Consider the following 25,871-nt stretch of genomic DNA (forward strand, 5'->3'; position numbering starts at 1 on the left):
GCATCACTTCTTTTTTCCAAGAAAATTCGTAGTCCTTATGTTAAATTTTCCATGTTCATAATCGACGCGAACCACGTTGGTATTGCGGATCAATAACAGCGGTACACTTCCATTCAAGCTTTCAATGAATGAAGATAATATCAAACCATGTGTCACGATCAAAATATTATGCTCGCCTTTGTCAAATGTTTTGGCGATCCCCTCCAATGTTCGTGTCATCCGCTGACTCAAATCGACACTTGACTCCAACGCCACATTGTTAGACATCCGATCGAACAGGTCCACCAGCCCATTTGCATGTTGTTTGCCAAGAGCCGTACGCAAAATTTGAAAAGGGCCCAACGCACGCAACGCATTCGGGATCAAAACCCTTTTTTTAGCTTCCTCGTATTGTCCAAAATCGAATTCCCTAAGATCACTCAAATAAAAGCTGGGCGGATCCGGAAAATTATTCACTTGGATAATATTATTTGCAGTTTCTTGTGTCCGACGTAAATTACTTGCAAAAACTGCACTAAATCTAATGTCTGCTAAACGGCGGCCTAGTTTTCTAGCATCCATGATCCCTTGGACTGTTAACGCAGAATCAGTAGTGCCTTGCAAACGCGCAAGTCGATTTACTTTCGTTTGCCCATGTCGTACTAAATAAAAATGTGTTATTCCCATTTTTTCCTCTTATTATGGATAATAAAATCAATCATCCAGATCTTCTTCGATATCAAGCCCATAAATATGACTAACTGGATCGTCTTCATCGGCAGGGGTAACAACCACCACTGCGATCGCACCCTTACTCGAAACATAGCCTGCAAATGAAACGACTTCTTCAACTAAATAGGCATTTGCATCCGTATTATAAATATACTGTCCAATGACAGGCATACTTTCAAAATATGTCTTGTTCATTCGATAATAATCGTTATGTTTTACATCATGCATCACTAAGATCACTTTCAGCATTTCAATTTCCCTCACTTTGAATAATAACTATACACAAGACCAAGACTATTTATAACATTTGTTAAAGGTACAGTGTCAAAACATTACTTACACGTCGATAACTTTTTCAAGAAATACTCGAGTCCGTTCATTAGCTGGATCCTCAAAGATCTGCTGTGGAGTGCCCTCTTCCATAACACGACCGTCGTCCATGAAAACAACTCGATCAGCCACTTCCTTGGCAAACCCCATTTCATGAGTGACCACGACCATTGTCATTCCATCTTTCGCCAACTTTTTCATAACTGCCAACACATCTCCGACCATTTCCGGATCAAGTGCCGAAGTTGGCTCATCAAATAACATAATATCGGGATTCATTGCTAAAGCACGCGCGATCGCCACTCGTTGCTTTTGGCCCCCAGAAAGCGATGCGGGCATTGCATCAAATTTATCAGATAGACCAACTGTTTCTAGCAAATCTTCAGCTGACTTTTGAGCCTCTGTATTAGTTTGTTTGCCTAACTGCGTTGGAGCCAATTTAATATTTTCACCGACCGTTAAATTATTAAATAAATTAAAGTGCTGAAAGACCATTCCAATATTTTCACGGGCCTTATCAATATCTACTTTGGGCTCACTGATATCCATTCCATCGATCTCTATCGAACCAGAAGTGGGATCTTCAAGTTTGTTTAAGCAACGTAATAAGGTACTTTTTCCCGAACCAGAAGGACCGATCACAACTACTACTTCATTATTTTTGACAGAAAAATTAATTCCTTTCAAAACATGATTGTCTCCAAAACTTTTATTCAAGTCGCTAACATTTACTTTTAAATCTGACATGCAAAACCCTCCTCAAGTGATCTTATCCTGTTACCAAAATTATCTGCTGTAAATCCTTAAAAAGTTGATTCAAAACTAATGTTCCAAGTATACCACATTCTTAAAATCACGACATCGAGATAATTAAATCTACAATGTGAATTAACTATTTTGGCAGCTTTCATTTCTCCTAGTTCCTAGGAACCTACTCCTAGACCACTTCTTTGGCTACTTTTTATATCATGCCTTTTTAAATAGCTATCAAAGTCTGTTTCATTTTGAGCGAAATAAACTGTTAGCCGAACTATAAAGACAAAAATATCTGCTATACCAAACTAGCCTGACCGCCAATCAACCGGTTTAACCAAATCAGATGTACATCTCTCAGGATACCTGTTGACGCATCAGGTGTACTCGCATAGACCCATTTGCAATGGTTATCTTGGTTCACAAACACATTGATTAATGTTGCCGAATCCCCCAGAAAATAAAAAAGCTTCCAAACCTATATTTTACATAGGTTTGGAAGCCGCCATCTATTATCAATTGGGCATACAGGTCTCGAACCTGTAAATTATGGATTCAGAGTCCACTGCCTTACCAGTTTGGCGAATGCCCAATAACTCAACTCCATTAGTTTACTGTAATTATAAAACTTTGTCAAGCTAGATTTAAATTTATCTACAATTAAAAACTAATGAAGAAGAACATATATAATAACTTAGGATCACTTTTTGCCTTGATCGAGCGCTTCAGTCAACTGATCAGTATGCTTCTTGAGATAATGCAATAATTCATGCTCATTTTTAAAAACATGTGGATGAACCTGTCCGTGTAATCTCAAAGTAATTTTATTGATCTTGACCCTACCAGTCCATGTATAGGTATGTTCTACAATAAATCTATTTAAATAATGTCCTTCGTCAGTTTGACCGAAGTTCAAAACATAGACCCTTTCAGGTACCATCAATGGATTAACGTGCTCTTTAGTATACGGGATCTTGTTGGCACGCAAGAAATGTTTTGTTTTTTTGAGCAAGTCTTTACCCTCCTTGTTGATAGTTTCCTGGCAATACATATTTTCGTTGACTATTATAACTCATTGCTAAAAAAATAGTCATTTCCTATATATTTGACGATAAAAAGAAAGAATGCCTGCAAAAATTGATTTACAAGCATCCTCTTAACTTGTATCTTGCCATTATCACCCGTACGGGGATCGAACCCGTAACTCCGCCTTGAGAGGGCGACGTCTTAACCAATTTGACCAACGGGCAAAATTACTCTTTTAATTATACATGATAGTCAGCAATTGTCAAACCAATTTTAAAATATTTTCGAAAAAAGTGTTTTTTAATTGAATTCACAATAAATATAATCGTTTAGTTTTGCCACCACTCATCGAAAGCGTCTTGTAATTTTTCAACAGCATGCCCACGGTGACTAACTTTATTTTTTTCTACCATTGTCAACTTAGCAAAAGATTTTTTTAACGGTGGATAATAAAACAAAGGATCGTAACCAAAACCATCCGTGCCCTGTTCGTCAAATAAGATCAACCCCTCAGCTTCTCCTGCAACGCTTAATGGTTCAACCCCAGGGCGCACCACCACTATTGAGCAATAAAAACGAGCTGTTCTTTGTTCATACGGAACTTCTTGCAACTCTTTTAACAGTTTTTCCTTATTGGCCTCATCATCATGATCTCCAGCATAGCGAGCAGAATGAATACCAGGAGCCCCATTTAAGGCATCAACGATCAATCCGGAATCATCTGCCAAAACGGGCATGCTTAAACTAGACATCAGCGTGTTAGCCTTGATCAAAGCATTTTCTTCAAAACTCGTTCCGTTTTCATTTATGTTATAGTTATTTTCTAAATCGGCCAAAGTCCTCACAGCAACATTCTTCGCTTCAAAAATTCTACGATACTCTGCAGCCTTTCCCGGATTAGCTGTCGCGATCAATATTGTATCCACAAACACCCCTCCACCAGATGATCTTTTATTTCCGAAACAATTATCCCAAAAATTTGTAAAAAATGCTAGCATCAAATACAAGGGCATAAATTTTTCAAAGTTAATTTTTTTGGTTTCAAGTGATAAATGTATGTATAATGGAGATTAGAAAATTAAAGGAGTAAAGATCCATGTCAAAAAATTTTTTCGATATTTCATCAGCCACGAAAAGTTTTCCTACCACACTTTTACGTGACGAATTAATACCAGCTTTAATTGGAAAAGACGGCAATATTTTATACTGGGCAGGCAAAAAAATTGCGCGTGAGTTTGTCTTAGCAAAAGATGAGGAACTCCCTGTCTTTTTCGAGGAAGCTGGTTGGGGAAAACTGACACGCGTCAAATCTAAAAGGGATACACAGATTTTTGAGTTATCTGGGCCTACCATCGAGACACGCCAAAAAGTTGCCGAATCGCCAAATTATTTACTTGAAGCTGGATTTTTAGCCGAAACGATCCAAAATCAGCTGGGACATTTGGCGGAGGCACTAATTTCAGGCACAAAGAAGAATGTGGTTACAATTACCGTCAAGATCGATTTAGATAATTCGGCGCAGCATGAAGAGTTAGAAGAAGATAATATGATCCACCTACTGGATGAACAGACACCCTAAGCTTATGCGACAACGAGCATAAAATTCTCAAACTTACCAAATAAAAACTAGCGGGATAACTTGGTATATCAATCCAAGCTTTCCCGCTGGTTTTTTGTGGTTACTTCAGATGCACAATTGTAGCGCCATTACCTCCCGCGTTAGGAGAAGCATATTCAAAACTTTTGACAGAACTATTATTTTTCAAATACTTTGTGATCCCTTGCCGTAAAGATCCCGTACCCTTGCCATGGATCAACGTGACAGATGAGTAACCAGCTAACTGCGCACTATCCAAATAACGATCAACATTAGACAGTGCTTCCTCATACCGTTGACCACGTAGATCAAGACTAGTAGAAAGCCCGCTACTAGCAGTCCTTTTAACAGAGGTGCGACTGCCTTGATCATTTTCTTCAGAAACAGAGATCTTTTCCAAATCATTTTCATTGATCTTCATTTTGAGGATCCCGATCTGCACCTCCCAATCATGATTGCCGACCTTTTGCAATAAAACACCTTTTTGGCCATAATTTTTAACCAAAACATCATCATTCGGGTGGAGTTCATGCTTTTGTTTAGCACGCTTTAAGACCTTGTTTTTTCGCAAATTTTCAGGCTGGCGCAATTTGTTCAATTGCCCCTTGGCGCTGATCAGTTTATCTTCTTTGACATTCGAGTCCCCATTCAACCTTAGTGAACGTAGATCTGCGATGATCTTATCAGCTTTCTTTGAAGTTTCAGCCACCATATCATTAGATCTTTGTTTGGCTTTTTCTATCAACTGATCGCGTTGCTTATTTAAAGCAGCATACGCCTTTTCAAGGTCTGCGTGTAATTGCTCAGACTCAACTAGGTACTTATGAGTCTGAACCTTATCTTCCTCAGCATCATGTCTTTTTTGAACCAGATCACCGATCATGTTATTTAGATCCTGACTATCCTTTGAGACCAATTGATTAGCCGAATCAATGATCGTCTGTGGCAAACCTAAACGCTGAGAAATGTCTAAGGCATTACTTCGACCCGGGATACCGATCAGCAATTTGTAAGTCGGTTTCAATGTTTTACTATCGAATTCAACAGAAGCGTTAACTGTTTCAGGACGTTCATAGCCGTAAACTTTTAATTCAGGATAGTGCGTAGTCGCCACAACGTAACTGCCCTTAGCAGCTACCTCATCTAAAATCGCGATGGCTAAAGCCGTGCCTTCTTGCGGATCTGTCCCTGAACCCAACTCATCAAACAAAACTAAGGAACTAGGAGTGATTTGACCCAAAAAATCAACGATATTGGTCATATGAGACGAAAAAGTACTAAGATTTTGTTCGATCGACTGCTCATCGCCAATATCTGCAAAGATCTCATCAAAAACACAGATCCGACTGCCTTCATTTGCAGGAATAAACAAACCAGATTGACCCATTAGCTGAATCAGCCCAATAGTTTTTAGAGTGATCGTTTTTCCACCAGTATTAGGACCGGTGATCAACATGGTTTTGAAATCTTTCCCTAGCATAATATCGTTTTTGACAGCCTTCTTATGATCAAGCAAGGGGTGCCACGCCTGCCTGTAATACAGAGAATTATCATCCGCTAGAAAAGGTTCTGTTGCTCCTAAATTCTTAGCATACGCTGCTTTAGCACTAGCCCAGTCCAAGTGTCCCAAGACCTTGGAATTAGCTTCAATTTCTGTGGTATATGGAACGATCAGTTCCGATAATTCACGAAGGATGCGCCGGATCTCTTCTTTTTGAGCTGCTTCTTGTTCTGACAGCTTATTATTAAGTGTCACAATTTGCTTAGGCTCGATAAAAAGTGTTTGACCACTTGTACTTTGGTCATAAACTTGCCCACCAAAAACGTTGCGGTATTCCGCTTTGACTGGTAAGACATAGCGATCTTGACGGATAGTAACTACAGCTTCGCTCAAATACTTCGCAGACTTGCCGCGCGTAAAATCAGACAATGTGTCTCGGATATTTTGTTCAGTAGTATTGACCTGCCTTCTGAGACTTTTTAACAAACTAGAAGCATCGTCCGTTACGTGCCCATCATTTTCAATTGATATTGTTAGCCTTCTAGTGATCTGAGGCAAGGTTTCTAAAGCAAAAGCCGTATCATATAACTCATTCAAAGCCACTTCGTCATCCTGTAAATCATGAAAAAAATGTCGCACCTCATTTGTTGTCCGTAAAACTTTGCCTACGGCGGCTAATTCCTTAGCACTCAAGGAGGCTCCGATGTCTAATCGTTTCAAAAAAGGCTTAACATCGGTGATCTTTGGCAATGGTATTCCGCCTTTTAAACGCAATATATCAGCGGCATCCTTCGTTTCGCTTAACGCCAGTGAGATCTCATCATTAGTCGTAAACGGGTGCAGATCTTGCAATTCTTTTTTACCCATATCAGTGACTAAATACTGCTTAGCCTGTTGTTTGATTTTAAAATATTCTAATGTTGTTAAACTTTTTTCATTCATTTTATCCACCTCTTTTAACTATATAACTTACCCATGACTTAATTTAGCCAATCATTTAATATATGCTTCGAAAAAATAGGTGTCTCTTTGATAATATTTTCCGCAACTGAAGAACTCTCCAAAGATTTTTGTACTTGAGAGGTCGGGCTGGTTGCTAATAGGAGCAAGCCAAAAAATACTACAGTGTATGCAATTACCAGCCAAACAATTCCACCAGCCAGAGAATTTAGTTGAGAGATCACAGGTAGTTTTGTGAGCGAGGTAAAAGTATTTGTTGTGATCCTTAAAACAAGCCCACCCAAGATCGCGATTATCCAAAAAGCCAAAACTCTATAAAATAGAACAGCAAAGGTTCCGGTATTGCCAGAGTCCTTATCTAAGGCTGGCATATATTTTGTCAAAAAATCACCGAGCGGTCCCGAAAGGTATAAAGAGAAAAGCAACACCAGGAGATATCCAATTACACTAAGCAAGGTTTGTAATAATCCTCGCTTGTAGCCATAGCGAAAGGCCATTACTAAAATGAGTAAAATTATCAGTGAAACTAGCATTTACTCACCTACTATTCTCCTTCATGCTGATTTTTGTCACGAATATCATCCAATTCTTTTTGCTTTTTTAGCTGATCAGAAACTGCATTGATCGCTAATAAGACCGCTGCATCCTCCCGATCAACATTAGCTTCCATAATTTCTTTCATTTGTTCATTGACCAATTGAGAAACAGCCCGCATGTGCTCAGAAGTACTTTTACCGATCACTACATAATTTTTATTTGCGATTTGTATCTTAAATCTTTTTTTGTCTGCAGACATTCTAGCTCCTCCATTCACCGATTTAATACACAAATTTTATTTTAGCATAATTTCTCCTTGCATTAAGCTAAATCCAAGATTTTTAAACAAACTACAACCCAAATCATAGACGCTTTAAAAAAGCAACGAAAGCCTTCATCCGGCCTTCGTTGCTTTTGTTGTGATAATCTGCAAAACATAATGATCACTGCATGTTTTCATCATTCAAAAAAGTATCTAAAACATCCTCGACCATTTGCCATTCAGTGTCATCATCGATCTCGATCAGATCAATGTCACCATCTTCTGCTCCATTCGCATTCGGGTCAAAAGAAAAAGCTAACACATCGACCTGTTCTTCTGGCTCCGAATCAGCCGGAACCAAGAGAATATATGACTTGCCGTAATCCTCAGAATCAAAAGTAAATAAGATCTCATATTGCGTCTCATTACCATCATCATCGATTAAAGTAATTTTATTTTCAGCGTTATTTTGTTCTTCACTCATCAAGAACGCCCCATTTCTTAGAGATTTTGTAGTAGATTTCCATGACGGTCCAAGTAATTTTGTAAAATCAAGCTGGCGGCCAACTTATCGATCACCTTTTTTCGTTTCCTACGAGAAGTGTCCGCTTGTTCGACCAACATTCTTTCAGCCTCGACCGTTGTTAAGCGTTCATCTTGATAGTCAACTGGCAGACCAAATTTTTCTTTTAGACGTTCACCATACGCCCGACTAGCATCAACGCGCGGCCCAAGCGTATTATTCATATTCTTGGGTAGTCCAAGGACAAAAGCTGTTACCTCATAGTCTGTAACTAATTTTGCCACTCGCTCCAAGCCAAATTGCTCTTGGTCTTCATCGATCCTAATGATCTCTACACCTTGCGCAGTCCAGCCTAACTGGTCGCTAACCGCTACGCCCACTGTTTTCGAGCCGACATCAAGGCCCATAATCCGTGACACTAACGCTGATCCTCCTTATCTAAATACGAGCGCACTAACTCTTCCACAATTTCATCCCGTTCGTGTTTGCGGATCAAATTTCGTGCATCATTCAATCGTGGAATGTAGGCAGGATCACCCGACAATAAGTATCCAACGATTTGATTTATAGGGTTATAACCCTTTTCTTCCAATGAACGATAAACCGTTTCAAGGGTATCATGCACGTCTTTAGGACCATTGTCATCAAAATTAAAGTATCTCGTTTCGTCCAACGAACTCATTTTCCTGCACCTCCGCGTTTACAGTTACTCTCCTTACGATTTTACTAAAACATGAAGGCTGTAACAATGGTATGTGTAACTTGTAATCAAGACGTAATGATTTAGAGATAAAAATGAAATCTTATTAACTGTTTTTAACCCATTGAATACCCTGCTTTAAAGCGTCAGAAATACCGGCTGATTTCTTACCACCCGCTTGAGCAAGATCAGGACGACCGCCACCGCCACCCCCGACCAAAGGTGCAATATCCTTGATCAGGTCACCGGCTTTAAGTCCTTCTTTCACACAAGCAGCAGACACAGCAGTTAACAAATTAACTTTCCCCTCGGAAGTTTGCGTAGCCAGGACCAAAACATCAGAGATCTCTTTAGCTTTCCACTGATCTGCCAATTGCCGTAACTGGTTCATACCAGAAACATTGACCTGCTCAGCTACTACTGTATGGCTTCCTGCTTGTTGAACATTTCCCCAAATATTTTCAGCCTGCTGGCTAGCAAACTTATCTTCTAGACTCTGAACTTTATTTTCTAATTGCTTTACATTTTCTACTAAGCTTTCAACTTTGGTTGGTACCTCTTCTACTTTGGCGATTTTTAGGTTATTTGCTGTAATTTGCAACAAATCATTTTGGCCTTCAAGATATTCAAACGCCTCACGAGCTGTAACTGCCTCGATTCGACTTGTTCCTGCGCCAATACCAGATTCAGAAACTATTTTAAACAAACCGATCTCACTCGTATTCTCGACATGGTTACCACCACAAAACTCACGTGAGTAGTCACCCGCTGAAACAACACGAACAACATCACCATATTTTTCTGAGAATAAAGCAATAGCCCCCATCTTCTTGGCCGACTCTATATCCGTCACAGTGGTTGTCACTGCAATGTTCTCCCAGATTTTCTCATTAACTATCTGTTCCACTTGTGCTAACTGCTTTGGTGTTACATTTCCCATATTCGTAAAGTCGAAACGTAAATATGTCGGTTCAACCAATGAACCGGCCTGATGAGCATGTTGACCTAAAACGTCGCGCAAAGCTTGGTCTAAAAGATGAGTAGCAGTATGATTTTTTTTGACTTTATTATGGCGTTTAACATCAACTTCTAAACGATACTCTTCACCAGCAACCATGGTTGATTTTACTTTAACAGTATGCAAATTCTGTCCATTTGGAGCATGTTGCACATCGGTGACCTCTGCGACAACTTGACCAGAATGGTCCTTGATCACGCCTGTGTCTGCAACCTGACCACCCATTTCAGCATAGAACGGCGTTTGAGAAAAAAGCATACGAGCGCGGCCGTCAGCGATCTTATTGAGAACTTTATCTTTGACGATAATATCCTTCAAAACACCCGAAGCAGCCAAAGTATCATAACCAATATATTCACTAGGAGTTTTAATATCAGTCAATAAGGCATCCTGTACACCCATCGACTTAGTATCACTCCTTGCTGCACGGGCACGGTCCTTTTGTGCCTGCATTTCTTTTTCAAATCCTGCCTTATCAACTTTCAGACCATTATCATCAGCATATTCTTCCGTCAGCTCAACAGGGAAACCATAGGTATCATAAAGTTTAAAAACAGGTTTACCAGAGATCGTATCTTGCTTCTTTTGTTTTGTTTCCTGAATCAAGTTATCGATCAATTCCATACCATCTTTTAGTGTTTCGTTGAAACGATCTTCTTCATCATGAACGATGTTTCCAATATATTGTGCTTGCTCTAAGACCTCAGGATAAGCAGCTTTCATGATTTTACCGACGATGGGGACCAATTCAAACAAAAAGGCTTTTTCGATGCCTAATTTACGGCCATGCATAACAGCCCTTCTGATCAACCGTCGGATAACATAACCACGTCCATCGTTGCTTGGTAATGCCCCATCACCGATTGCAAACGTAATAGCGCGTATATGGTCAGCTATAACTTTAAACGAAACATCCGTTGTTTTGTCCTGTCCATATTGATATCCATTTGAAAACTCAGCAGTCTTTTGGATCAAAGGCATAAATAAATCAGTCTCAAAGTTTGTTTTAGCATTTTGGAAGACAGATACTAAACGTTCCAGCCCCATGCCCGTATCAATGTTTTTATGTGGCAAAGGTTCATAGGTACCATCAGGTTTATGATTAAATTCAGAAAAGACAATATTCCAAATTTCAAGATAGCGTTCATTTTCTCCGCCAGGATAACTTTCTGGAGCATCTTCAGGCAAGTTATTCATTTCTTGACCACGATCATAAAAAATTTCCGAATCCGGTCCAGACGGTCCTTGGCCAATATCCCAAAAGTTGTCTTCTGCTTCAAAAATATGAGTCGGGGTGACTCCGACTTTTTCCCAGAGTTCTTTAGACTCCTGGTCTTTCGGATAAACTGTGATATACAAATTTTTAGGATCCATGGCATACCAGTCAGGGCTGGTCAATAGCTCCCATGCCCATGCAATTGCTTCTTTTTTGAAGTAATCACCAACTGAGAAATTTCCTAACATTTCAAATAAAGTATGGTGCCGTGCCGTATGCCCAACATTTTCAATATCATTTGTCCTAATAGACTTTTGTGAACTAGTCAGACGATGATTTTTAGGAACGACCGACCCATCAAAATATTTTTTCATCGTAGCAACGCCCGAGTTGATCCATAACAATGTTGGGTCATCTTGGGGAACAAGCGGGGCACTCTTTAAAACATCGTGTCCTTTGCTTTTAAAAAAGTCCAAATACATTTGTCGTATCTGTGCACTAGATAGTTCTTTCATGAATTAAATTCCTTTCTATATCAAAGAACGAAGAGACTCTTTTAGATGATGAGAGCACCATCGGCTTCATTCTTATAGCGTGTTTTTGTGCGCTAAGGCTAAAATTGGGACCGGAGTGTTCCTTACTTGTTGTAATTTATTCAATAAACAAGACAGAGTAAAGCTTTCAAACCAGATACCAACTAGTTAAAAAACTTCCAAATAAATTTGAACAAAAAACACCGTTGCGAACAAGGACGCCTCATGCGCGGTACCACCTTGCTTGCAACGATGTCTATCGTTAACCTCTTTGTGCTTTTAACAGCCATTATTTTAATTTTATCATGGGTAGCATTAGTCTGCCTCACGGAGATCCTTCCACCGAACGGACCCTCTCTTTACCGGATCATCAGAAAAACATATCCCAAAATCATTTACAATTAAAAAGTATAGTTATTTCGAGTTAAAAAGTCAATGAACGAACCTTTAAAAATATCTATTTAAGACTTCTGCATCCTCTGTGATCACTTAGGCATTAGCCCTTCTTTTTTCTGCGTTGCTCACGTTGTGCGATCCGCCGTTTTTGCTGCTCGTCTTTCTTGATCGCCTTTTTGATTCGTTTTTTATAACCTGGCTTATGCTTGGTTTTCTCTTTTTTTGCCATACCTCTTAAAGACGGATCCATTGGGTCATGCCGTTTCTTACGTTTAGTCCTTCGCTGCCGATCATAAGAATCAACGATCTCTCCATTTTTGATCGCCTTCGGAGCGAATTTGATCCCCATCTCTTCAAGTTCAGAAACTTTTTGATCATCATCAGGTCCGAATAAAGTAATGGCTGTACCAGGCATATTGTTCCGACCTGTCCGGCCGACACGGTGGATAAAAAATTCAAGATCATTCGGGATATCATCATTGATCACATGGGAAACACCTTCAATATCTATCCCACGAGCCGCTAGATCAGTTGCAACCACAAACTGATAATCCAAGTTATGGATTTTTTTCATAACTCGCTTTCTTTCCCGCGGTTGTAAACCACCATGGATCTTAGCCACTTCCAAGCCGCATTGGCGCAGATATTCTGTTAATTCATCGACCCTTTCTTTAGTATTGGCAAAAATCAAAACTAAATATGGTTCACCTAGCGTGAGTAACTTATAGATCAATTGGTTGCGGTCTCTTCCTTTAGTTGAAAGCAGCCAGTTATCAACAGTTGGACTAATGATCGCCTGATTTTCAACGATTTCTATCACTGGATCATTCATATATTTTCTTAAAAATGGTTCTAATTTGACAGGTATCGTGGCTGAAAAAACCATCATCTGTAGTTCTTTAGGCAACGCAGACGCAATAGCATCAGTTTCTTTTAAAAACCCCATATCTAAGGTCATATCGGCTTCATCAACTACAAAATATTTTACCAGATGAACGTCCAATTCATGAGTATTGATCATGTCTAAGACCCGTCCAGGAGTGCCGATCACGATCTGCGGCTGCTGCTTCTCCAATTTAGCTGTTTGCCGTTTTTTATCAGTACCACCAACATAATTGACTACTGTGATCTCTTGCTCCGACTCCGCAGCTATTTGTTTAGCTGCATCATAGATCTGGTATGCTAATTCCCGACTAGGAGTTGTGATCACCGCTTGTGCTTCATGTTCTCCTACATTTAGTTTATTAAATATCGGTAACAAAAACGCATGGGTTTTACCGCTACCTGTTTGTGCTTGTCCAACAACGCTCTTGCCGCGCATAATGGGTGGTAAAAGCCTCTTTTGCACTTCAGTCGGTTCGGTAAACTTCAACTTATCTAGTGCTCGTTTCACAAAAGGTTTTAAGTTATAATCAGTAAATCTATTTGTCATTATCTTCTCCTGTATCGCTAGCTGCGATTTGGTCTAACTTGCCCACAAATTCTTTGATAGAAGAATCATCTTTGATCATAGCCCCACTAGCTAAAGGATGTCCTCCACCACCGTATTCCTTAGCCAACTCGTTGATCACCGGCTTTTTTGAACGGATACGTAAGCGATAGGAGCCATCTTTTTGCTGCACAAAAATTGTCCAACATTTGACCGTGGACACTTTTCCTAACAAAGGAACGATCCCTGCAGTTCCGGCATCTTTGAGTTCAAACTTTTCTAAAATATCTGTTGTCAATACTATATAAGCTGCATTATGTTCGGTGATCTGCATGTTTTCCCAAACATACGCAGAAAGTCTAGCAACTGCCGGTTCAATATCATCTAACTGACGGTTGACTTCAGCAGCGTCAAAACCAGTTGCCATCAAAGCAGCAGCAACACGCATGGTATGAGGAGTCGTAGCATCGTACATAAAACGCCCCGTATCTCCAACGATCCCAGCGTACAACATCTTAGCTGCATTTTTTGATACTTTAAGTTTCCCATTAGACGCAGCTGCCAAATCATAAATCAGTTCAGAAGTACTTGACGCTTCAGGAAAGACCCAACTTTCATCACCAAAATCATCATCATTAGGATGGTGATCGATTTTAACCAGTAACTTTCCGTGTGTGTAGCGTTTATCGTCGATTCTTGGAGTATTGGCAGTATCAACCACGATCACCAACGCATCTTGATATACCTGGTCATCAACTTCTTGTTCCTCTGCTATCCAAGCTAAACCATTAGCTTTAGATCCGACCTGATAGACATTCTTGTCCGGAAAACTTTCTCTGATGATCGTCGCCAAGCCGCACTGAGAGCCGATCGCATCTGGATCTGGCCGTTGATGGCGGTGAATAATGATCGTATCATATTTTTCGATCTGTTTAATTATTTTCTCTTGAATCGACATAAAAAGCTCCTTATATTTATTTTTTCTTTTATTTTTACATTGAATAGCAAGTTCAATACGAGAGATGATTTTGTTGTTGTCATAGGCGCGTTACAGCAAGCAAGAAGTTCCGTCTATCAAGTTCTGACATTATATCGCGATTTTTAACGATGTGATGTCAGAACTTGATAGTACTCTCTTCTTCCCACTTCCTTCTACCCAGTATTTTACTATACATTTTTTCACCTTAAGTTTCAAAGCTAACTTTCCCAACCGCTTTTGCTCCCATCACAAACTGTCGCTACTATTGTTCCATAATGGCAACACAATATTTTCGAATTCCAACGGATCAAGGTTGGTGACAGTCAGTCCTAACAGCCTGATGTCGTAATGTTCATTAGGTTGAATCTGTTGGAGGAGCTTTTTTCCATAAAATTGAAATGTCTTACCATCATTAGGAAAATAATCATCTAGTGTAATACGCTTGGTCGTTGTTTCAAAATCAGAATTTCTAACTTTAATGACTAAAGTTTTCCCATGTTTTTGCCGTCTGCTAAGTTCTGCTGCTAATCGATCTGCGCTTTTTTGTAAGGATCCTTCAACTGAAGAAACAGTCGTCAGCGGCCGGTCAAAAGTACGCTCGTTACCAAGTGACTTCCTGATCCTTTTCCACTCTACCGGACGTTCATCTATCCCACGCACTCGCTGATATAAAATATATCCCATTTTACCAAAATGGCTGATCAATTCACCGGAACTTAATTGATACAGATCTTTACCGGTAAAGATCCCAAGTTGATGCATTTTAGGAACTGTTTTCTTACCTACACCACGAAACTTTTCGATCTCTAACGGAAACAAAAAATCCTTGACTTCATCTTGACGTACCAGCGTAATACCCACTGGTTTACGATAATCAGAGGCAAGCTTTGCTAAAAATTTGTTATAGGAAATACCAGCAGAACAGGTCAGATGAACTTTAGCAAATATCTCTTGCTGTATCATTCGGGCGGTTTGAATAGCCGAATCAAGATGCTGCTTATTTGCAGTAACATCCAAATAAGCTTCATCAAAGGCGATTGGCTCGACATAGTCCGTATACTCATGAAAGATTTCATGGATCTGATTAGAAACAGCACGATATTTTTTGAAATCAGGGTCTTTAAAGTAAGCTTGAGAACATAGCTTTAAAGCCTCTTGACTGCTCATTGCTGAGTGAATACCATAGGACCGTGCGACATAATTAGCAGTTGCGACCACACCATGCCCACTAGTCTTCCGTGGATCACGCGCAATCACCAGCGGCAACGAAGCCAGTTTCGGATCATCTCTCATTTCGATCGAAGCATAGAAGGCATCCATGTCAATATGAATTATTTTTCGCTCGTCCATTCGTTATCACTTCCGCCCCAAAAATTAAGTCAAAAAATAACAGCAACAAAACCTTGTCCCTGTTATTTTATCATTGAATATTTAATTATAAAATATTGAGTTTAGCGAACTAAATCTCATCCGGCCGAAAATGCCATTTATAACCGTCTTCTTTTAAAAGGTCAGTTGATGCTTGCGGTCCCATTGAACCACAGGCGTAACTTGGAAAGGCGTCAACTGGAAGTTCTTCTTGATCCCACGCTTGCCGGATCGAATCAACAAATCTCCAAGAATAATAAACTTCATCCCAGTGTGAAAAACTAGCCGTATCTCCTTGTAAGACATCATAAAGAAGCTTCTCATAGCCGACTGGCATTTTTGCTCGGATCTCAGCACCATGTTCGTGTCGCAAATGCATGCTTTGAATACTATATTGGTCAAAGTCAACCTTTTTACCATTCAAACGTAATTCCATCCCTGGATTTGGTTCAACTTTAAATGACAAGATATTACGTTTCAATTCCCCGTGGCCAAAAACATTATATGGTGCATTTTTAAAGACCACATCGATCCTAGTTTCTTTTTTCGTCAGGCGTTTGCCAGTCCGGATATAGATCGGCACACCTGCCATGCTCATATTATCAACAAAGACCCTGCCAGCCACAAAAGTTTCTGTCTGAGAATGCGGGTCGACTTGATTTTCTTCACGATATCCAGCTTGTCCATTGCCTGGTCCATATTGACCTCTGACAAAGTTCTTCTTAACACCATCAGCATCATAAACGCGTAAAGCCTTAAGAGCGCTGATTTTTTCTTTGCGGATATCTTCATCGGTATACATTGTAGGTGCATTCATGGTCAACAAAGCTACAGTTTGCAAAATATGGTTTTGGACCATGTCTCTCAAAGCACCGGCATTTTCATAATACCCTGCCCGCTCTTCAACACCCAGCGCTTCACTTAAAGTGATCTGAATATTAGCAATATAGCGATAATTCCATAAAGAATTAAAAATATTATTACTAAATCTTAGTGCTGGTATGCTTTGGATCATTTCTTTACCTAAATAATGATCGATCCGATAAACATCTTTTTCTGGGAAATATTTGTTGATGCTGTTATTCAATTCACTAGCACTCTTAACATCATGCCCAAATGGTTTTTCAATAACCACCCTATTATAGCCGTTTTCGGTAACTAACCCTTGAGTTGACACGTGTTCACAGATCGTAGCAAAAAATTGAGGCGACATTGCCAAATAAAAGACTCTGTTGCCTTCGAGTTCATATTTACTATCAAGTTCATCTGCCAATTTCTTTAATGTCACATAATGCTCGGTATCATTCACATTGTGCGATTGATAATAAAAATGACTTGAAAATTCATTTGCTTGTTGCGCAGTAACTTCCATACCCGAGATCGAATTACGTACAATTTCTTGATAACGTTCATTATTCCACGGACGACGAGCAGTTCCAATTACCGCAAAATTTTTCTTTAAATATCCTTGCTTATACAAGTTAAACAAAGAAGGATACAACTTGCGTTGGGCTAAGTCGCCTGTTCCGCCAAAAATAATAAACAAAGCCTGTTGTTCATTTGTCATTTTATTGCGCACCACTTTCATTATATTTTACTGACTACTTTTCATTATACCATTGTTTGTTTTACCAAACCCACTCAGACGTTTGTAAATTTTTTGATCGGTGCTACCGACTGTTTACATAACATACTTTCACCAAATGAAAATACCTCACATTTAATAGACCAACTATTAAACACGAGGTATTCTAAGTATTTTTTGCAGATTAGATCAAATGTACTCCCTTATCAACGTAAATCGTATCACCAACAACACCAGTTGCTAGATCACTCATTAAGAAAGCACATGCGCCGCCGATCTCACTAGTTGTCACTGAATTACCATCGACTGTGCGACTCTCTGACTCTGAAAGCAATGTTGAATGATCTTTAACTCCGGTTACGGCAAGCGTCTTTACCGCACCAGCAGAGATCGCATTGACACGGACGCCATATTGACCCATATCACGAGCAAGGTAGCGAACGTTAGCTTCCAAAGCAGCTTTAGCAACGCCCATCACATTATAATTAGGGATTGCCCTTTCTGAGCCGAAATATGTTAGAGTTACGATACTTGCAGGATCATTTAAGATCTCTTTGCCATAACGAGCAACCGCCAACAATGAATACGATGAGATATTTTGCGCCATCGCATAACCTTCCCGGCTCGTATTTTGAATACCCCCGTCGAGTTCTTCCTTCTTTGCAAAAGCAATAGCATGAACGATGCCATCTAGCTTACCAAAGCGTTCTTTGATTTCAGAAAAGGCTTTATCCATGCTTTCGTCAGTTGCTACGTCACATTCGATCATAAGATCTTCATTATCCACTAATTTTTTAACGCTCTTTTTCATGCGTTCATTCTGATAAGTATAAATAACAGTTGCTCCTGCATTTTCTAGTTCAGAAGCACAGCCCCAAGCAATAGAGCGTTTATTAGCAACGCCCATCACCAAAATTTTCTTTCCTTCTAACAATTTCCCCATAAAAATCGCTCCCTTGGTTTTCAGTTGCATTTTAGTCCTTTAGCGCTAAGCGATCAGTACTTAGTCGCTTACTTCACTAAAATTTTCTAAATTTTTCTTTTCTTTGTTCTACCAATTCATCAGGTGATAATTTCTCAAGTTTTTCGAGCTCTGGTCTCAAAATTTGAATGATGTTCTTGCAAAAACGTTTATGTGCGCTAGGTTCGGGAATAACACCCTCAATAACGTCCGCCTTTAACAAAGCTTCGGGAGTTAATTGCATGACTTCAGCTGCTTCGTCAGATTTACTGGAATCTTTCCACAGGATAGAGGCAAATCCTTCTGGTGAAAGCACGGAATACATACTATTCTCGCTCATCCAAACTTCATTCCCGCAGGCTAATGCCAAAGCACCGCCACTGCCGCCTTCGCCATAAATAACGGTCAACAGCGGGACTTTAACGTCCGCTATCTCTAATAAATTTCTCGCAATTGCTTCACCTTGTCCTTGTTCCTCTGCGCTCGCAGCAGGATAGGCACCAGCAGTATTGACGAAAGCCAACACTGGTCGCTGAAATTTTTCTGCTTGTTTTATCAAGCGCAAAGATTTTCTATAGGCTGCAGGCGCAGGGCTACCGAAATGTTTTGCAATTCGATCCTTAGCTGATGTCCCTTTATCGATGATCAATACTGTAACAGCCCGTCCAGCAAAATGAGCCAAACCGCCAATAATAGAAGCATCATCATCATTCAAGCGATCACCATGCATTTCCATAAAATCAGGAAAGATCTCTGCTAATAACTCCTGTCCGGTGATTTTTTGTCCATCTCTTGCGGCTGCGACGATCTCGCCTGCCGTCCGCTGCTTTTTTGAAAACAAACTTACGATGACTGTTCGCCCGCCTTTCCTTGATTCATCTCTAAGAGCCAAGCAATAGTTTTCTTTTCGTCTTCTCGCTTAACGATCGCATCAATAAACCCGTGATCCAAAATGTTCTCTGCATCCTGCAGGTTGTCAGGTATTTTTTGATGCATTGTTTGTTCGATCACACGTTTGCCAGCAAAGCCTATCAAAGCGTGTGGCTCTGATAAAATAACATCACCTTGCATGGCAAAGCTGGCTGTAACACCACCAGTGGTTGGGTCCGTGATTATCGACAGATAAAACAAACCAGCGTTGGAATGTTCTTTTACAGCCTGAGAAACCTTGGCCATTTGCATGAGAGAAAAAATTCCTTCTTGCATCCGAGCTCCACCAGAAGCAGTAAATAAGACAACAGCTTTACGATGTTTGGTTGCGTACTCAAATAAACGAGTTATTTTTTCGCCAGTCACTGTACCCATCGATCCCATAATAAATTTAGGATCCATAATACCCAAGCAAAATTCCTGTTCGCCAATTGTGGCTACACCAGTCAAGACCGAATCATTTAAATCTGTGGTGTTTTGGGCTTTTTTGATCTTCTTAGAATAATCAGGAAAATCAAGGGGGTCCTCGGTCTGCAAATCTTGGTCCATCTCAGAAAAACCGTCCGTCAACCATTCAAGACGTTGCCGGCTGGAGATGCGAAACCCATAGCCACAATTAGGACAGGTAATATAAATACCTAGGTCTTTATGATAGACTGACCGCTTACATTTTGGACAAGCCAGCCAAACACCGCTAGGAACGTTTTGTTGTGCCTGCGTATCGGCCTTGATATGCTTTTGTCCAAGTGTTTTCAGTTCATCAAACAGCTGCATTGCTTTCCCTTCTCTTCCATTCAGGCAAGAATACCCGTTCTACATAGTCCGTGGTAACTGTACCTTTTTTAAACTCTGGATCTTCCAGTAATGCCAAATAAAATTTTTGGTTCGTGGTGATCCCTGAAATAATCATTTCATCCAATAATCTTTTGACTTTTTCGATGGCTTCAGTTCGGTCATGGCCCAATGCGATCAACTTAGCGATCATTGAATCATAGAACGGTGAGATCGAGCAACCAGCATATAAAGCTGTATCCATTCTCATCCCCAAATTGCCTACAGGAACATAAAGATATTTCACTTCACCCGTAGACGGGAAAAAGTTTTTACTTGGATCTTCAGCATTGATACGACATTCAATTGCAGCACCTTCAAGATGAATGTTTTCCTGCGAAAATGGTAATTCTTCACCAGCAGCCACTTTCACCTGTGCCTTAACCAGATCGATCCCCGTAACCATCTCTGTTACAGTGTGTTCCACTTGGATCCGCGTGTTCATTTCCATAAAGTAAAAATTATGTTCTTGATCCATCAAAAACTCGATCGTTCCCGTATTTAGATATTTGATCGCATTTGCTGCACGCAAAGCAATCTCACCCAAATTACGCCGTTGGTCGCTAGTGACCAATGAACAAGGGCTCTCTTCGATCATCTTTTGCTTTCCTCGCTGAACGGAACAGTCACGTTCAGGGAAATAGACCGAATGGCCTTGTTGATCACAAAAGATCTGAACTTCAATATGTTTAACGTTGTCCATGATCTTTTCCAAATACATCCGACCATCACCGAATGCGCTTTGAGCTTCACGACTAGCTTCTTCAAAAGCCGATGTTAAAGTATCTTCATCATCGACTCGTCGAATGCCCTTACCGCCACCGCCTGCTGCTGCCTTCAGCAAAATTGGAAAACCAACTTCTCTAGCAACTTTTTTGGCTTCCTTAGCATCTTTTAAAAATCCTTCACTTCCTGGGATCACAGGCACACCGCTCTTTTGCATTTGAACTCGCGCATTGGCCTTGTTTCCCATTAAGTCGATCGTTTCTGAACGTGGACCAATAAAAGTGACCCCGCAATCCTCACACATCTCAACGAACCGGCTGTTTTCTGAAAGGAAGCCAAACCCTGGGTGGATCGCTTGAGCACCAGTACCCACGGCTGCTGCCAAAATATTTTTCATATTCAGATACGAATCTTGTGGCCGAGCTGTACCCACACATACCGCTTCATCAGCTAACTGCACATGCAAGCTTTCACGATCTGCTGTGGAATAAATAGCTACTGACTTAATTCCCAATTCCTTCAGAGAACGAATGATCCGGACTGCAATTTCGCCACGATTTGCTACTAATACTTTCGAAAACATTCTAATCGCTAATCCCCAATCATAAATGTGATTTCAGCCGTACAGGCCTTTTTGCCATCGACTTTTGCAACAGCTTTGCCCAAGCCTACATTGCCTCTGACCTTTTCCAAGTTAACTTCGATCTGCATTTGATCACCAGGACGAACAACTTTCCTAAACTTGGCAGACTTGATACCACCAAAATATGCGGTCTTACCCTTAAACTCGTCTAGGGTAAATAAAGCAACCGCCCCCGTTTGTGCCATGGCTTCAACAATCAAAACCCCTGGCATCACAGGATTCCCAGGAAAATGCCCTTGGAAAATTTCTTCATGTGCCGTCACGTTACGCAACGAAACCGCTCTTTGTCCCGGCTCTAATTCCTCAATTCGATCGATCAAAAGCATTGGATAACGATGAGGGATTATTTCTTGGATCTGAGTTGAATCTAAAACTGTCATCTCTATGCCTCCTCAACACGAAATAATGGTTGATCAAATTCAACTAATTCTTCATTATCAACCAAAACTTCACTTATTGTACCAGATACTTCACTTTTGATCTCTGTCATCATTTTCATGGCTTCAATGATACAAACCACGTCACCTTTAGAGATCTTTTGTCCAACTGAAACATAGGAAGGTTTTTGTGGTTCAGGTTTTAAATAAACCGTTCCGACCATCGGTGCACTGATCGGAGTTCCTTTTTCTTCGCCTTTTTCTTCAACTTTCTGGTCATCAACAGGGGCCTGTTGTTGAGGAACACTAGCTGCTTGAACTGGAGCAACAGGCGCATTGACAGTCGGAGCTTCAGGCTGAAAAGATGTTTCATTCTTACTCAGATGAATGTGAAATCCTTCTGTCGAAATTTCCATTTCTCTCGTGTTAGAAGAATTGAATTCATCCATCAAATCCTTAATTTCGTTAAATTCCAACTGTTACTCACTCCATTTTTTGAATGTTAATACTGCATTATGCCCGCCAAATCCAAAGGAATTGCTAATGGCATATTCTAAATCTACTTCTTGTTCATCGCCTTTTCTAACAACATTGACTTTACATTCCGGATCTTGATCTGTCAGGCCGATATTAGGAGGTAAAGTTCCCGTTTGTAAGGCAGCGATCGTGGCAATTGCTTCGATCGCACCCGCAGCACCTAACAAATGTCCGGTCATTGATTTAGTACTGCTAACTTTAACAGAACTATCTTCACCAAAAACCTTATTGATAGCGTGAGACTCACTAGAATCATTACTTGGTGTTGCAGTCCCATGGGCATTGACGTAACCAATTTGTGCTGGTGTGATCTGCGCTTCAGCAATAGCTTGCTGCATTGCACGAGCGGCTCCTTCGCCATCAGGGTCAGGAGATGTCATATGATAAGCATCAGAAGTCGAACCATAACCAACAACTTCACCCAAAATTTTGGCACCCCGTTCTTGTGCGTGTTCTAGACTTTCTAAGATCAGTGTTGCTCCACCTTCACCCATTACAAAACCTGAACGATTAGTGTCAAATGGCAAAGATGCTTTTTCCTTATCCGCCTCAGTCGTCAAAGCTGTCAACGCAGCAAAACCGGCGATCCCGATCTCATTGACAGAAGCTTCTGAGCCACCGGTGATCATAACTTGGGCTCTACCCTCTTTAATTTGACGGTAAGCTTCGCCGATCGCATTTGTTCCGGAAGAACAAGCTGTCACGATCGAAGTCGAAATATTTTTGGCGCCGAGACGGATCGAGATATTCCCTGCTGCCATATTAACGATAGAAGTTGGTACAAACATAGGTGAGACCCTTTGTGGCCCCTTATCATGCATCTTAATAACTTGATCTTGAATTGTTGTCAAACCACCAATACCAGAGCCGTAGATGACACCTAATTCATACGGATCAGTGTTTTCTTCGTTAATACCAGCCTGTTCAGCAGCTTCTAAAGCGCTATGAACTGCATATTGTGAAAAGAGGTCCATTCGACGACCTGCTTTTTTTCCAACTCTTTCCTTAACATCGAAATCTTTTACTTCACCCGCAACATGAACACCGGTCTCAGTTGCATCAAACTTAGTGATGTCATCGATGCCGAGCTTTCCTGCCAAGACATTTTCACTAAATGTTTTAGCATCGTTTCCGATCGGAGTTACAGCTCCCATCCCGGTAATTACTACTCTACTCATGCTTCACGCTCCCTTTTATCATACTTTTTGAGCTATCTTTAACGTAATGGCCTTAAAAAATGTATTTGGCATTCTCTTGGCTAAATGACACATGACCAAAGTTATGCCATGTTACACATTGTTTTTATAGAGCCATGTGTGGCAAAAGGTTCAGCCTGGGCAATTTCCCCGCCACATTACTAAAAACGCAACATGACAGGGTGCTTCGCTAGTGTTCACCTTCTGAACGCCACATTCCATCCTGTTTTTATAGTCGGGTTCCGCAAACCTGGACTTTCCGCCTAATCAGCCCCACTATCACGACGTGAAAACCACACGTCATAATAGCAGGTCTCGTTAGTGCTCGAGTCCAACCGGTTTGCTTCACCCTGTTTTATTAGTCGGGTTCCGTGAAGCAGAAAGTTCCGCCTATCCCAGTCAAACCACACAGCGCCAAACCCGCGCTATATGGCTAGACTACGATAGTGCTCACTTTCTCTCACTTCACTTCGCTCTGTTTTTTGACAGAAGACCACCCGACAAACTGATCATCATATACTCGAAGAGTTTGAAGTAATGGCCTCCTTTCTTGGTGCTTTTAAATTGTCATACCACCATCAACACTAATAACTTGTCCGGTAATATATTCATTTTGTGCTAAGAACACGGCAGTTTGTGCAACTTCTTTTGCATTTCCAAAACGATCGAGCGGTATCCCACTTAATAGCTGGTCTTTGACTTTATCACTTAAAACATCAGTCATATCACTTTCGATCATCCCAGGTGCAATTGCGTTACAACGAATATTACGTAAGGCGCCTTCTTTAGCAGTTGTCTTAGTTAAGCCGATAACGCCAGCCTTGCTAGCAGCATAATTTGCTTGACCAACATTGCCGTGTAACCCGACAACACTAGCTAAATTAATGATGACGCCAGACCGTTTTTTATTCATCTTTCGTAAAACCGCACGTGTCATTGCGTAAGTTCCAACTAAATTTACGTCAATAACTGAACGAAAATCATCCTCATTCATACCGATCAACAACTTGTCATTTGTAATACCTGCATTATTGACCAAGACATCAACTTGTGGAGAAGCTTTGTATGCCTCTTTGACCATTCGTTTAACATCATCTGCTTGAGAAATGTCACCGAGGATAGTAGTACATTCTACCCCATATGACTTGATCTCTTCTTCTAAATCAGCAGGAACTTCTTTCCTGGCATTCAAGATCACATTGCACTTAGCTTGAGCAAATGCAAGTGCGATCTGTTTGCCAATGCCGCGTGACGAACCCGTGATAAAAGCTGTCTTCCCCTGTAGATCCATCTAATTACCTCGTATTTCTTCTAAAAGTGCTTGATAAGAGTCGTAGTCTTCCACTTGATAACGAGTAGCCTTACGATCGACTTGCTTTACAAATTGCGTTAATGTTCCACCCGGACCAAGCTCTAAGGTGGTATCGACATCTTCATTCTTAAATAAGTAGGAAATACAATCTGCAAAATGTGTTGGAGAAACAATTTGTTTGACCAATGTTGTCGCGAGCTGTTCTTTAACAAACGGCTGCCCTGTGGTATTACTGATCACTGGCACTTTGGGCTGTGAAAAATCAAGTTGTTCCAAAACGGGACGCATTTTTTCACTAGCATCCTCAAAAAGCTTAGTGTGGAAAGCTCCAGAAACCGGTAACTCGACTGCCCTTTTTGCAGCTTTAGCATCTGTTATCTCAGCAACTGCCTGTGTGACCGCATCAGCTTGACCACCAATAACAATTTGCTTCGGTGAATTATAGTTAGATACAGAAATAATTGAGCCGCTTGCAGCAATTTTTTGGCAAATTTTCTCTATTGCGGAAACATCCGGCTTTAATAGCGCAGCCATCTTGCTTTTGCTACTTTCAGCATCTGCTTGCATGAAACGGGCTCTAGCTTCTAACGCCTTGATGCCATCATTCTCAGAAATGGCATCAGCCGCGATCAAAGCTGCATATTCACCCAGAGACAAACCAACGATCCCACCCAGTGGTAGATCTGGCTGATCACATCTGACCATTGCATTAAGTCCTAAACCTAACGCTACTATCGCTGGCTGTTGATACTTGGTTTGATCTAATTGACCATTTTTATCAGCTAAAGCCTCTAACAGATCAAAAGACTCTATCTCGGAATTGATCCTATCAAGTGTTTCTTTGAATAAGGGATCCTTTTCATAAAGATCAAGCCCCATCCCGCTATACTGGGAGCCTTGACCACTAAATAGGATAGCGAACTTTCCCATTCCG

The 25,871-nt window shown here is 40.6% G+C and carries 26 protein-coding genes and 2 tRNA genes; 1 reads left to right on the forward strand and 27 read right to left on the reverse strand.

What is annotated here, in order from left to right; translation table 11 throughout:
• Window positions 1-3 precede the first annotated feature (3 nt).
• The 7 genes from AC3XNE_RS11220 to AC3XNE_RS11250 all read right to left on the reverse strand — a co-directional run bounded on the left by AC3XNE_RS11220 (window position 4) and on the right by AC3XNE_RS11250 (window position 3,746).
• Window positions 4-666, reverse strand: a complete 663-nt coding sequence (locus tag AC3XNE_RS11220; protein ID WP_489832157.1) for a histidine phosphatase family protein — start codon at window positions 664-666, stop codon at window positions 4-6.
• Between the two features lie 27 nt (window positions 667-693).
• A complete protein-coding gene (locus AC3XNE_RS11225; RefSeq protein ID WP_489832158.1) occupies window positions 694-960 on the reverse strand; it encodes a LysR family transcriptional regulator in 267 nt (88 codons plus the stop codon).
• 87 nt (window positions 961-1,047) lie between these two features.
• A complete protein-coding gene (locus AC3XNE_RS11230) occupies window positions 1,048-1,788 on the reverse strand; it encodes an amino acid ABC transporter ATP-binding protein (protein ID WP_489832159.1) in 741 nt (246 codons plus the stop codon).
• Between the two features lie 525 nt (window positions 1,789-2,313).
• Window positions 2,314-2,386 (reverse strand) — tRNA-Gln (locus AC3XNE_RS11235).
• Between the two features lie 108 nt (window positions 2,387-2,494).
• Window positions 2,495-2,806 (reverse strand): hypothetical protein, encoded by a 312-nt coding sequence (locus AC3XNE_RS11240; RefSeq protein WP_489832160.1) that lies wholly within the window; start codon window positions 2,804-2,806, stop codon window positions 2,495-2,497.
• A gap of 165 nt (window positions 2,807-2,971) precedes the next feature.
• Window positions 2,972-3,044, reverse strand: a tRNA-Glu gene (locus tag AC3XNE_RS11245).
• 105 nt (window positions 3,045-3,149) lie between these two features.
• Window positions 3,150-3,746, reverse strand: a complete 597-nt coding sequence (locus tag AC3XNE_RS11250; protein WP_489832161.1) for an XTP/dITP diphosphatase — start codon at window positions 3,744-3,746, stop codon at window positions 3,150-3,152.
• 170 nt (window positions 3,747-3,916) lie between these two features.
• On the opposite strand from AC3XNE_RS11250, the gene AC3XNE_RS11255 reads away from it, so the two are divergent.
• Complete coding sequence (locus tag AC3XNE_RS11255) at window positions 3,917-4,399, forward strand: YslB family protein (protein ID WP_489832162.1); 483 nt, start codon at window positions 3,917-3,919, stop codon at window positions 4,397-4,399.
• 100 nt (window positions 4,400-4,499) lie between these two features.
• Here the strand turns inward: AC3XNE_RS11255 and AC3XNE_RS11260 are convergent, their stop codons facing one another.
• The 20 genes from AC3XNE_RS11260 to AC3XNE_RS11355 all read right to left on the reverse strand — a co-directional run bounded on the left by AC3XNE_RS11260 (window position 4,500) and on the right by AC3XNE_RS11355 (window position 25,867).
• Window positions 4,500-6,860 carry an endonuclease MutS2 gene (locus AC3XNE_RS11260; protein WP_489832163.1) on the reverse strand — a complete coding sequence of 787 codons (2,361 nt, stop codon included), beginning with the start codon at window positions 6,858-6,860 and terminating at the stop codon, window positions 4,500-4,502.
• A 38-nt stretch (window positions 6,861-6,898) separates the two neighbouring features.
• Window positions 6,899-7,411: a CvpA family protein gene (locus AC3XNE_RS11265; protein ID WP_489832164.1), complete on the reverse strand. Its 513-nt coding sequence runs from the start codon at window positions 7,409-7,411 to the stop codon at window positions 6,899-6,901.
• Between the two features lie 11 nt (window positions 7,412-7,422).
• Window positions 7,423-7,674 (reverse strand): cell division protein ZapA, encoded by a 252-nt coding sequence (locus AC3XNE_RS11270; protein WP_489832165.1) that lies wholly within the window; start codon window positions 7,672-7,674, stop codon window positions 7,423-7,425.
• A 184-nt stretch (window positions 7,675-7,858) separates the two neighbouring features.
• The gene (locus tag AC3XNE_RS11275; protein WP_489832166.1) at window positions 7,859-8,161 is read right to left on the reverse strand and encodes a DUF1292 domain-containing protein; all 303 of its coding nucleotides are present in this window, start codon (window positions 8,159-8,161) and stop codon (window positions 7,859-7,861) included.
• 17 nt (window positions 8,162-8,178) lie between these two features.
• Window positions 8,179-8,619, reverse strand: coding sequence for a Holliday junction resolvase RuvX (gene ruvX, locus AC3XNE_RS11280; RefSeq protein ID WP_489832167.1), 441 nt, complete (start codon window positions 8,617-8,619; stop codon window positions 8,179-8,181).
• The gene (locus tag AC3XNE_RS11285; protein WP_489832168.1) at window positions 8,619-8,882 is read right to left on the reverse strand and encodes an IreB family regulatory phosphoprotein; all 264 of its coding nucleotides are present in this window, start codon (window positions 8,880-8,882) and stop codon (window positions 8,619-8,621) included. The genes ruvX and AC3XNE_RS11285 overlap by 1 nt, the downstream gene beginning before the upstream one ends.
• 124 nt (window positions 8,883-9,006) lie before the next feature.
• Window positions 9,007-11,649, reverse strand: a complete 2,643-nt coding sequence (gene alaS, locus AC3XNE_RS11290; RefSeq protein WP_489832169.1) for an alanine--tRNA ligase — start codon at window positions 11,647-11,649, stop codon at window positions 9,007-9,009.
• Between the two features lie 514 nt (window positions 11,650-12,163).
• Complete coding sequence (locus tag AC3XNE_RS11295; RefSeq protein WP_489832170.1) at window positions 12,164-13,495, reverse strand: DEAD/DEAH box helicase; 1,332 nt, start codon at window positions 13,493-13,495, stop codon at window positions 12,164-12,166.
• Window positions 13,485-14,450, reverse strand: coding sequence for a DHH family phosphoesterase (locus tag AC3XNE_RS11300; RefSeq protein ID WP_489832171.1), 966 nt, complete (start codon window positions 14,448-14,450; stop codon window positions 13,485-13,487). Before AC3XNE_RS11300 ends, AC3XNE_RS11295 begins: the two co-directional genes overlap by 11 nt.
• A 267-nt stretch (window positions 14,451-14,717) precedes the next feature.
• Window positions 14,718-15,821, reverse strand: a complete 1,104-nt coding sequence (dinB, locus tag AC3XNE_RS11305; RefSeq protein WP_489832172.1) for a DNA polymerase IV — start codon at window positions 15,819-15,821, stop codon at window positions 14,718-14,720.
• A 109-nt stretch (window positions 15,822-15,930) separates the two neighbouring features.
• On the reverse strand, window positions 15,931-17,406 hold the full coding sequence (gene zwf, locus AC3XNE_RS11310) for a glucose-6-phosphate dehydrogenase (protein WP_489832173.1): 1,476 nt from the start codon (window positions 17,404-17,406) through the stop codon (window positions 15,931-15,933).
• Between the two features lie 202 nt (window positions 17,407-17,608).
• The gene (fabI, locus tag AC3XNE_RS11315; protein ID WP_489832174.1) at window positions 17,609-18,367 is read right to left on the reverse strand and encodes an enoyl-ACP reductase FabI; all 759 of its coding nucleotides are present in this window, start codon (window positions 18,365-18,367) and stop codon (window positions 17,609-17,611) included.
• Between the two features lie 76 nt (window positions 18,368-18,443).
• Window positions 18,444-19,226 carry a carboxyltransferase subunit alpha gene (gene accA, locus AC3XNE_RS11320; protein ID WP_489833415.1) on the reverse strand — a complete coding sequence of 261 codons (783 nt, stop codon included), beginning with the start codon at window positions 19,224-19,226 and terminating at the stop codon, window positions 18,444-18,446.
• 2 nt (window positions 19,227-19,228) lie between these two features.
• On the reverse strand, window positions 19,229-20,089 hold the full coding sequence (gene accD / locus AC3XNE_RS11325; RefSeq protein WP_489832175.1) for an acetyl-CoA carboxylase, carboxyltransferase subunit beta: 861 nt from the start codon (window positions 20,087-20,089) through the stop codon (window positions 19,229-19,231).
• Window positions 20,076-21,455 (reverse strand): acetyl-CoA carboxylase biotin carboxylase subunit, encoded by a 1,380-nt coding sequence (accC, locus tag AC3XNE_RS11330; RefSeq protein WP_489832176.1) that lies wholly within the window; start codon window positions 21,453-21,455, stop codon window positions 20,076-20,078. The genes accD and accC overlap by 14 nt, the downstream gene beginning before the upstream one ends.
• An 8-nt stretch (window positions 21,456-21,463) precedes the next feature.
• The gene (gene fabZ / locus AC3XNE_RS11335; protein ID WP_489832177.1) at window positions 21,464-21,895 is read right to left on the reverse strand and encodes a 3-hydroxyacyl-ACP dehydratase FabZ; all 432 of its coding nucleotides are present in this window, start codon (window positions 21,893-21,895) and stop codon (window positions 21,464-21,466) included.
• A gap of 2 nt (window positions 21,896-21,897) precedes the next feature.
• Window positions 21,898-22,368 (reverse strand): acetyl-CoA carboxylase biotin carboxyl carrier protein, encoded by a 471-nt coding sequence (gene accB / locus AC3XNE_RS11340; RefSeq protein ID WP_489832178.1) that lies wholly within the window; start codon window positions 22,366-22,368, stop codon window positions 21,898-21,900.
• Window positions 22,369-22,371: 3 nt separating this feature from the next.
• The gene (fabF, locus tag AC3XNE_RS11345) at window positions 22,372-23,607 is read right to left on the reverse strand and encodes a beta-ketoacyl-ACP synthase II (protein WP_489832179.1); all 1,236 of its coding nucleotides are present in this window, start codon (window positions 23,605-23,607) and stop codon (window positions 22,372-22,374) included.
• A gap of 577 nt (window positions 23,608-24,184) precedes the next feature.
• Window positions 24,185-24,916, reverse strand: a complete 732-nt coding sequence (gene fabG / locus AC3XNE_RS11350; protein ID WP_489832180.1) for a 3-oxoacyl-[acyl-carrier-protein] reductase — start codon at window positions 24,914-24,916, stop codon at window positions 24,185-24,187.
• Window positions 24,917-25,867 carry an ACP S-malonyltransferase gene (locus AC3XNE_RS11355; protein WP_489832181.1) on the reverse strand — a complete coding sequence of 317 codons (951 nt, stop codon included), beginning with the start codon at window positions 25,865-25,867 and terminating at the stop codon, window positions 24,917-24,919. It abuts the gene before it with no gap.
• Between the last annotated feature and the right edge of the window lie 4 nt (window positions 25,868-25,871).

The organism is Ligilactobacillus sp. JN-6 (Y).1, from assembly GCF_058111525.1.

What these genes read in the sequence shown, in the direction of transcription:
- alaS (WP_489832169.1), bottom strand. Translation starts at nt 11,649, where the DNA reads ATGAAAGAACTATCTAGTGCACAGATACGACAAATGTATTTGGACTTT.
- AC3XNE_RS11270 (WP_489832165.1), bottom strand. Translation starts at nt 7,674, where the DNA reads ATGTCTGCAGACAAAAAAAGATTTAAGATACAAATCGCAAATAAAAAT.
- AC3XNE_RS11265 (WP_489832164.1), bottom strand. Translation starts at nt 7,411, where the DNA reads ATGCTAGTTTCACTGATAATTTTACTCATTTTAGTAATGGCCTTTCGC.
- fabZ (WP_489832177.1), bottom strand. Translation starts at nt 21,895, where the DNA reads ATGACAGTTTTAGATTCAACTCAGATCCAAGAAATAATCCCTCATCGT.
- AC3XNE_RS11220 (WP_489832157.1), bottom strand. Translation starts at nt 666, where the DNA reads ATGGGAATAACACATTTTTATTTAGTACGACATGGGCAAACGAAAGTA.
- AC3XNE_RS11275 (WP_489832166.1), bottom strand. Translation starts at nt 8,161, where the DNA reads ATGAGTGAAGAACAAAATAACGCTGAAAATAAAATTACTTTAATCGAT.
- AC3XNE_RS11230 (WP_489832159.1), bottom strand. Translation starts at nt 1,788, where the DNA reads ATGTCAGATTTAAAAGTAAATGTTAGCGACTTGAATAAAAGTTTTGGA.
- accD (WP_489832175.1), bottom strand. Translation starts at nt 20,089, where the DNA reads ATGCAGCTGTTTGATGAACTGAAAACACTTGGACAAAAGCATATCAAG.
- AC3XNE_RS11300 (WP_489832171.1), bottom strand. Translation starts at nt 14,450, where the DNA reads ATGTCGATTCAAGAGAAAATAATTAAACAGATCGAAAAATATGATACG.
- zwf (WP_489832173.1), bottom strand. Translation starts at nt 17,406, where the DNA reads ATGACAAATGAACAACAGGCTTTGTTTATTATTTTTGGCGGAACAGGC.
- accC (WP_489832176.1), bottom strand. Translation starts at nt 21,455, where the DNA reads ATGTTTTCGAAAGTATTAGTAGCAAATCGTGGCGAAATTGCAGTCCGG.
- fabG (WP_489832180.1), bottom strand. Translation starts at nt 24,916, where the DNA reads ATGGATCTACAGGGGAAGACAGCTTTTATCACGGGTTCGTCACGCGGC.
- fabI (WP_489832174.1), bottom strand. Translation starts at nt 18,367, where the DNA reads ATGGGGAAATTGTTAGAAGGAAAGAAAATTTTGGTGATGGGCGTTGCT.
- AC3XNE_RS11355 (WP_489832181.1), bottom strand. Translation starts at nt 25,867, where the DNA reads ATGGGAAAGTTCGCTATCCTATTTAGTGGTCAAGGCTCCCAGTATAGC.
- AC3XNE_RS11260 (WP_489832163.1), bottom strand. Translation starts at nt 6,860, where the DNA reads ATGAATGAAAAAAGTTTAACAACATTAGAATATTTTAAAATCAAACAA.
- AC3XNE_RS11295 (WP_489832170.1), bottom strand. Translation starts at nt 13,495, where the DNA reads ATGACAAATAGATTTACTGATTATAACTTAAAACCTTTTGTGAAACGA.
- AC3XNE_RS11285 (WP_489832168.1), bottom strand. Translation starts at nt 8,882, where the DNA reads ATGAGTTCGTTGGACGAAACGAGATACTTTAATTTTGATGACAATGGT.
- dinB (WP_489832172.1), bottom strand. Translation starts at nt 15,821, where the DNA reads ATGGACGAGCGAAAAATAATTCATATTGACATGGATGCCTTCTATGCT.
- AC3XNE_RS11225 (WP_489832158.1), bottom strand. Translation starts at nt 960, where the DNA reads ATGCTGAAAGTGATCTTAGTGATGCATGATGTAAAACATAACGATTAT.
- fabF (WP_489832179.1), bottom strand. Translation starts at nt 23,607, where the DNA reads ATGAGTAGAGTAGTAATTACCGGGATGGGAGCTGTAACTCCGATCGGA.
- AC3XNE_RS11255 (WP_489832162.1), top strand. Translation starts at nt 3,917, where the DNA reads ATGTCAAAAAATTTTTTCGATATTTCATCAGCCACGAAAAGTTTTCCT.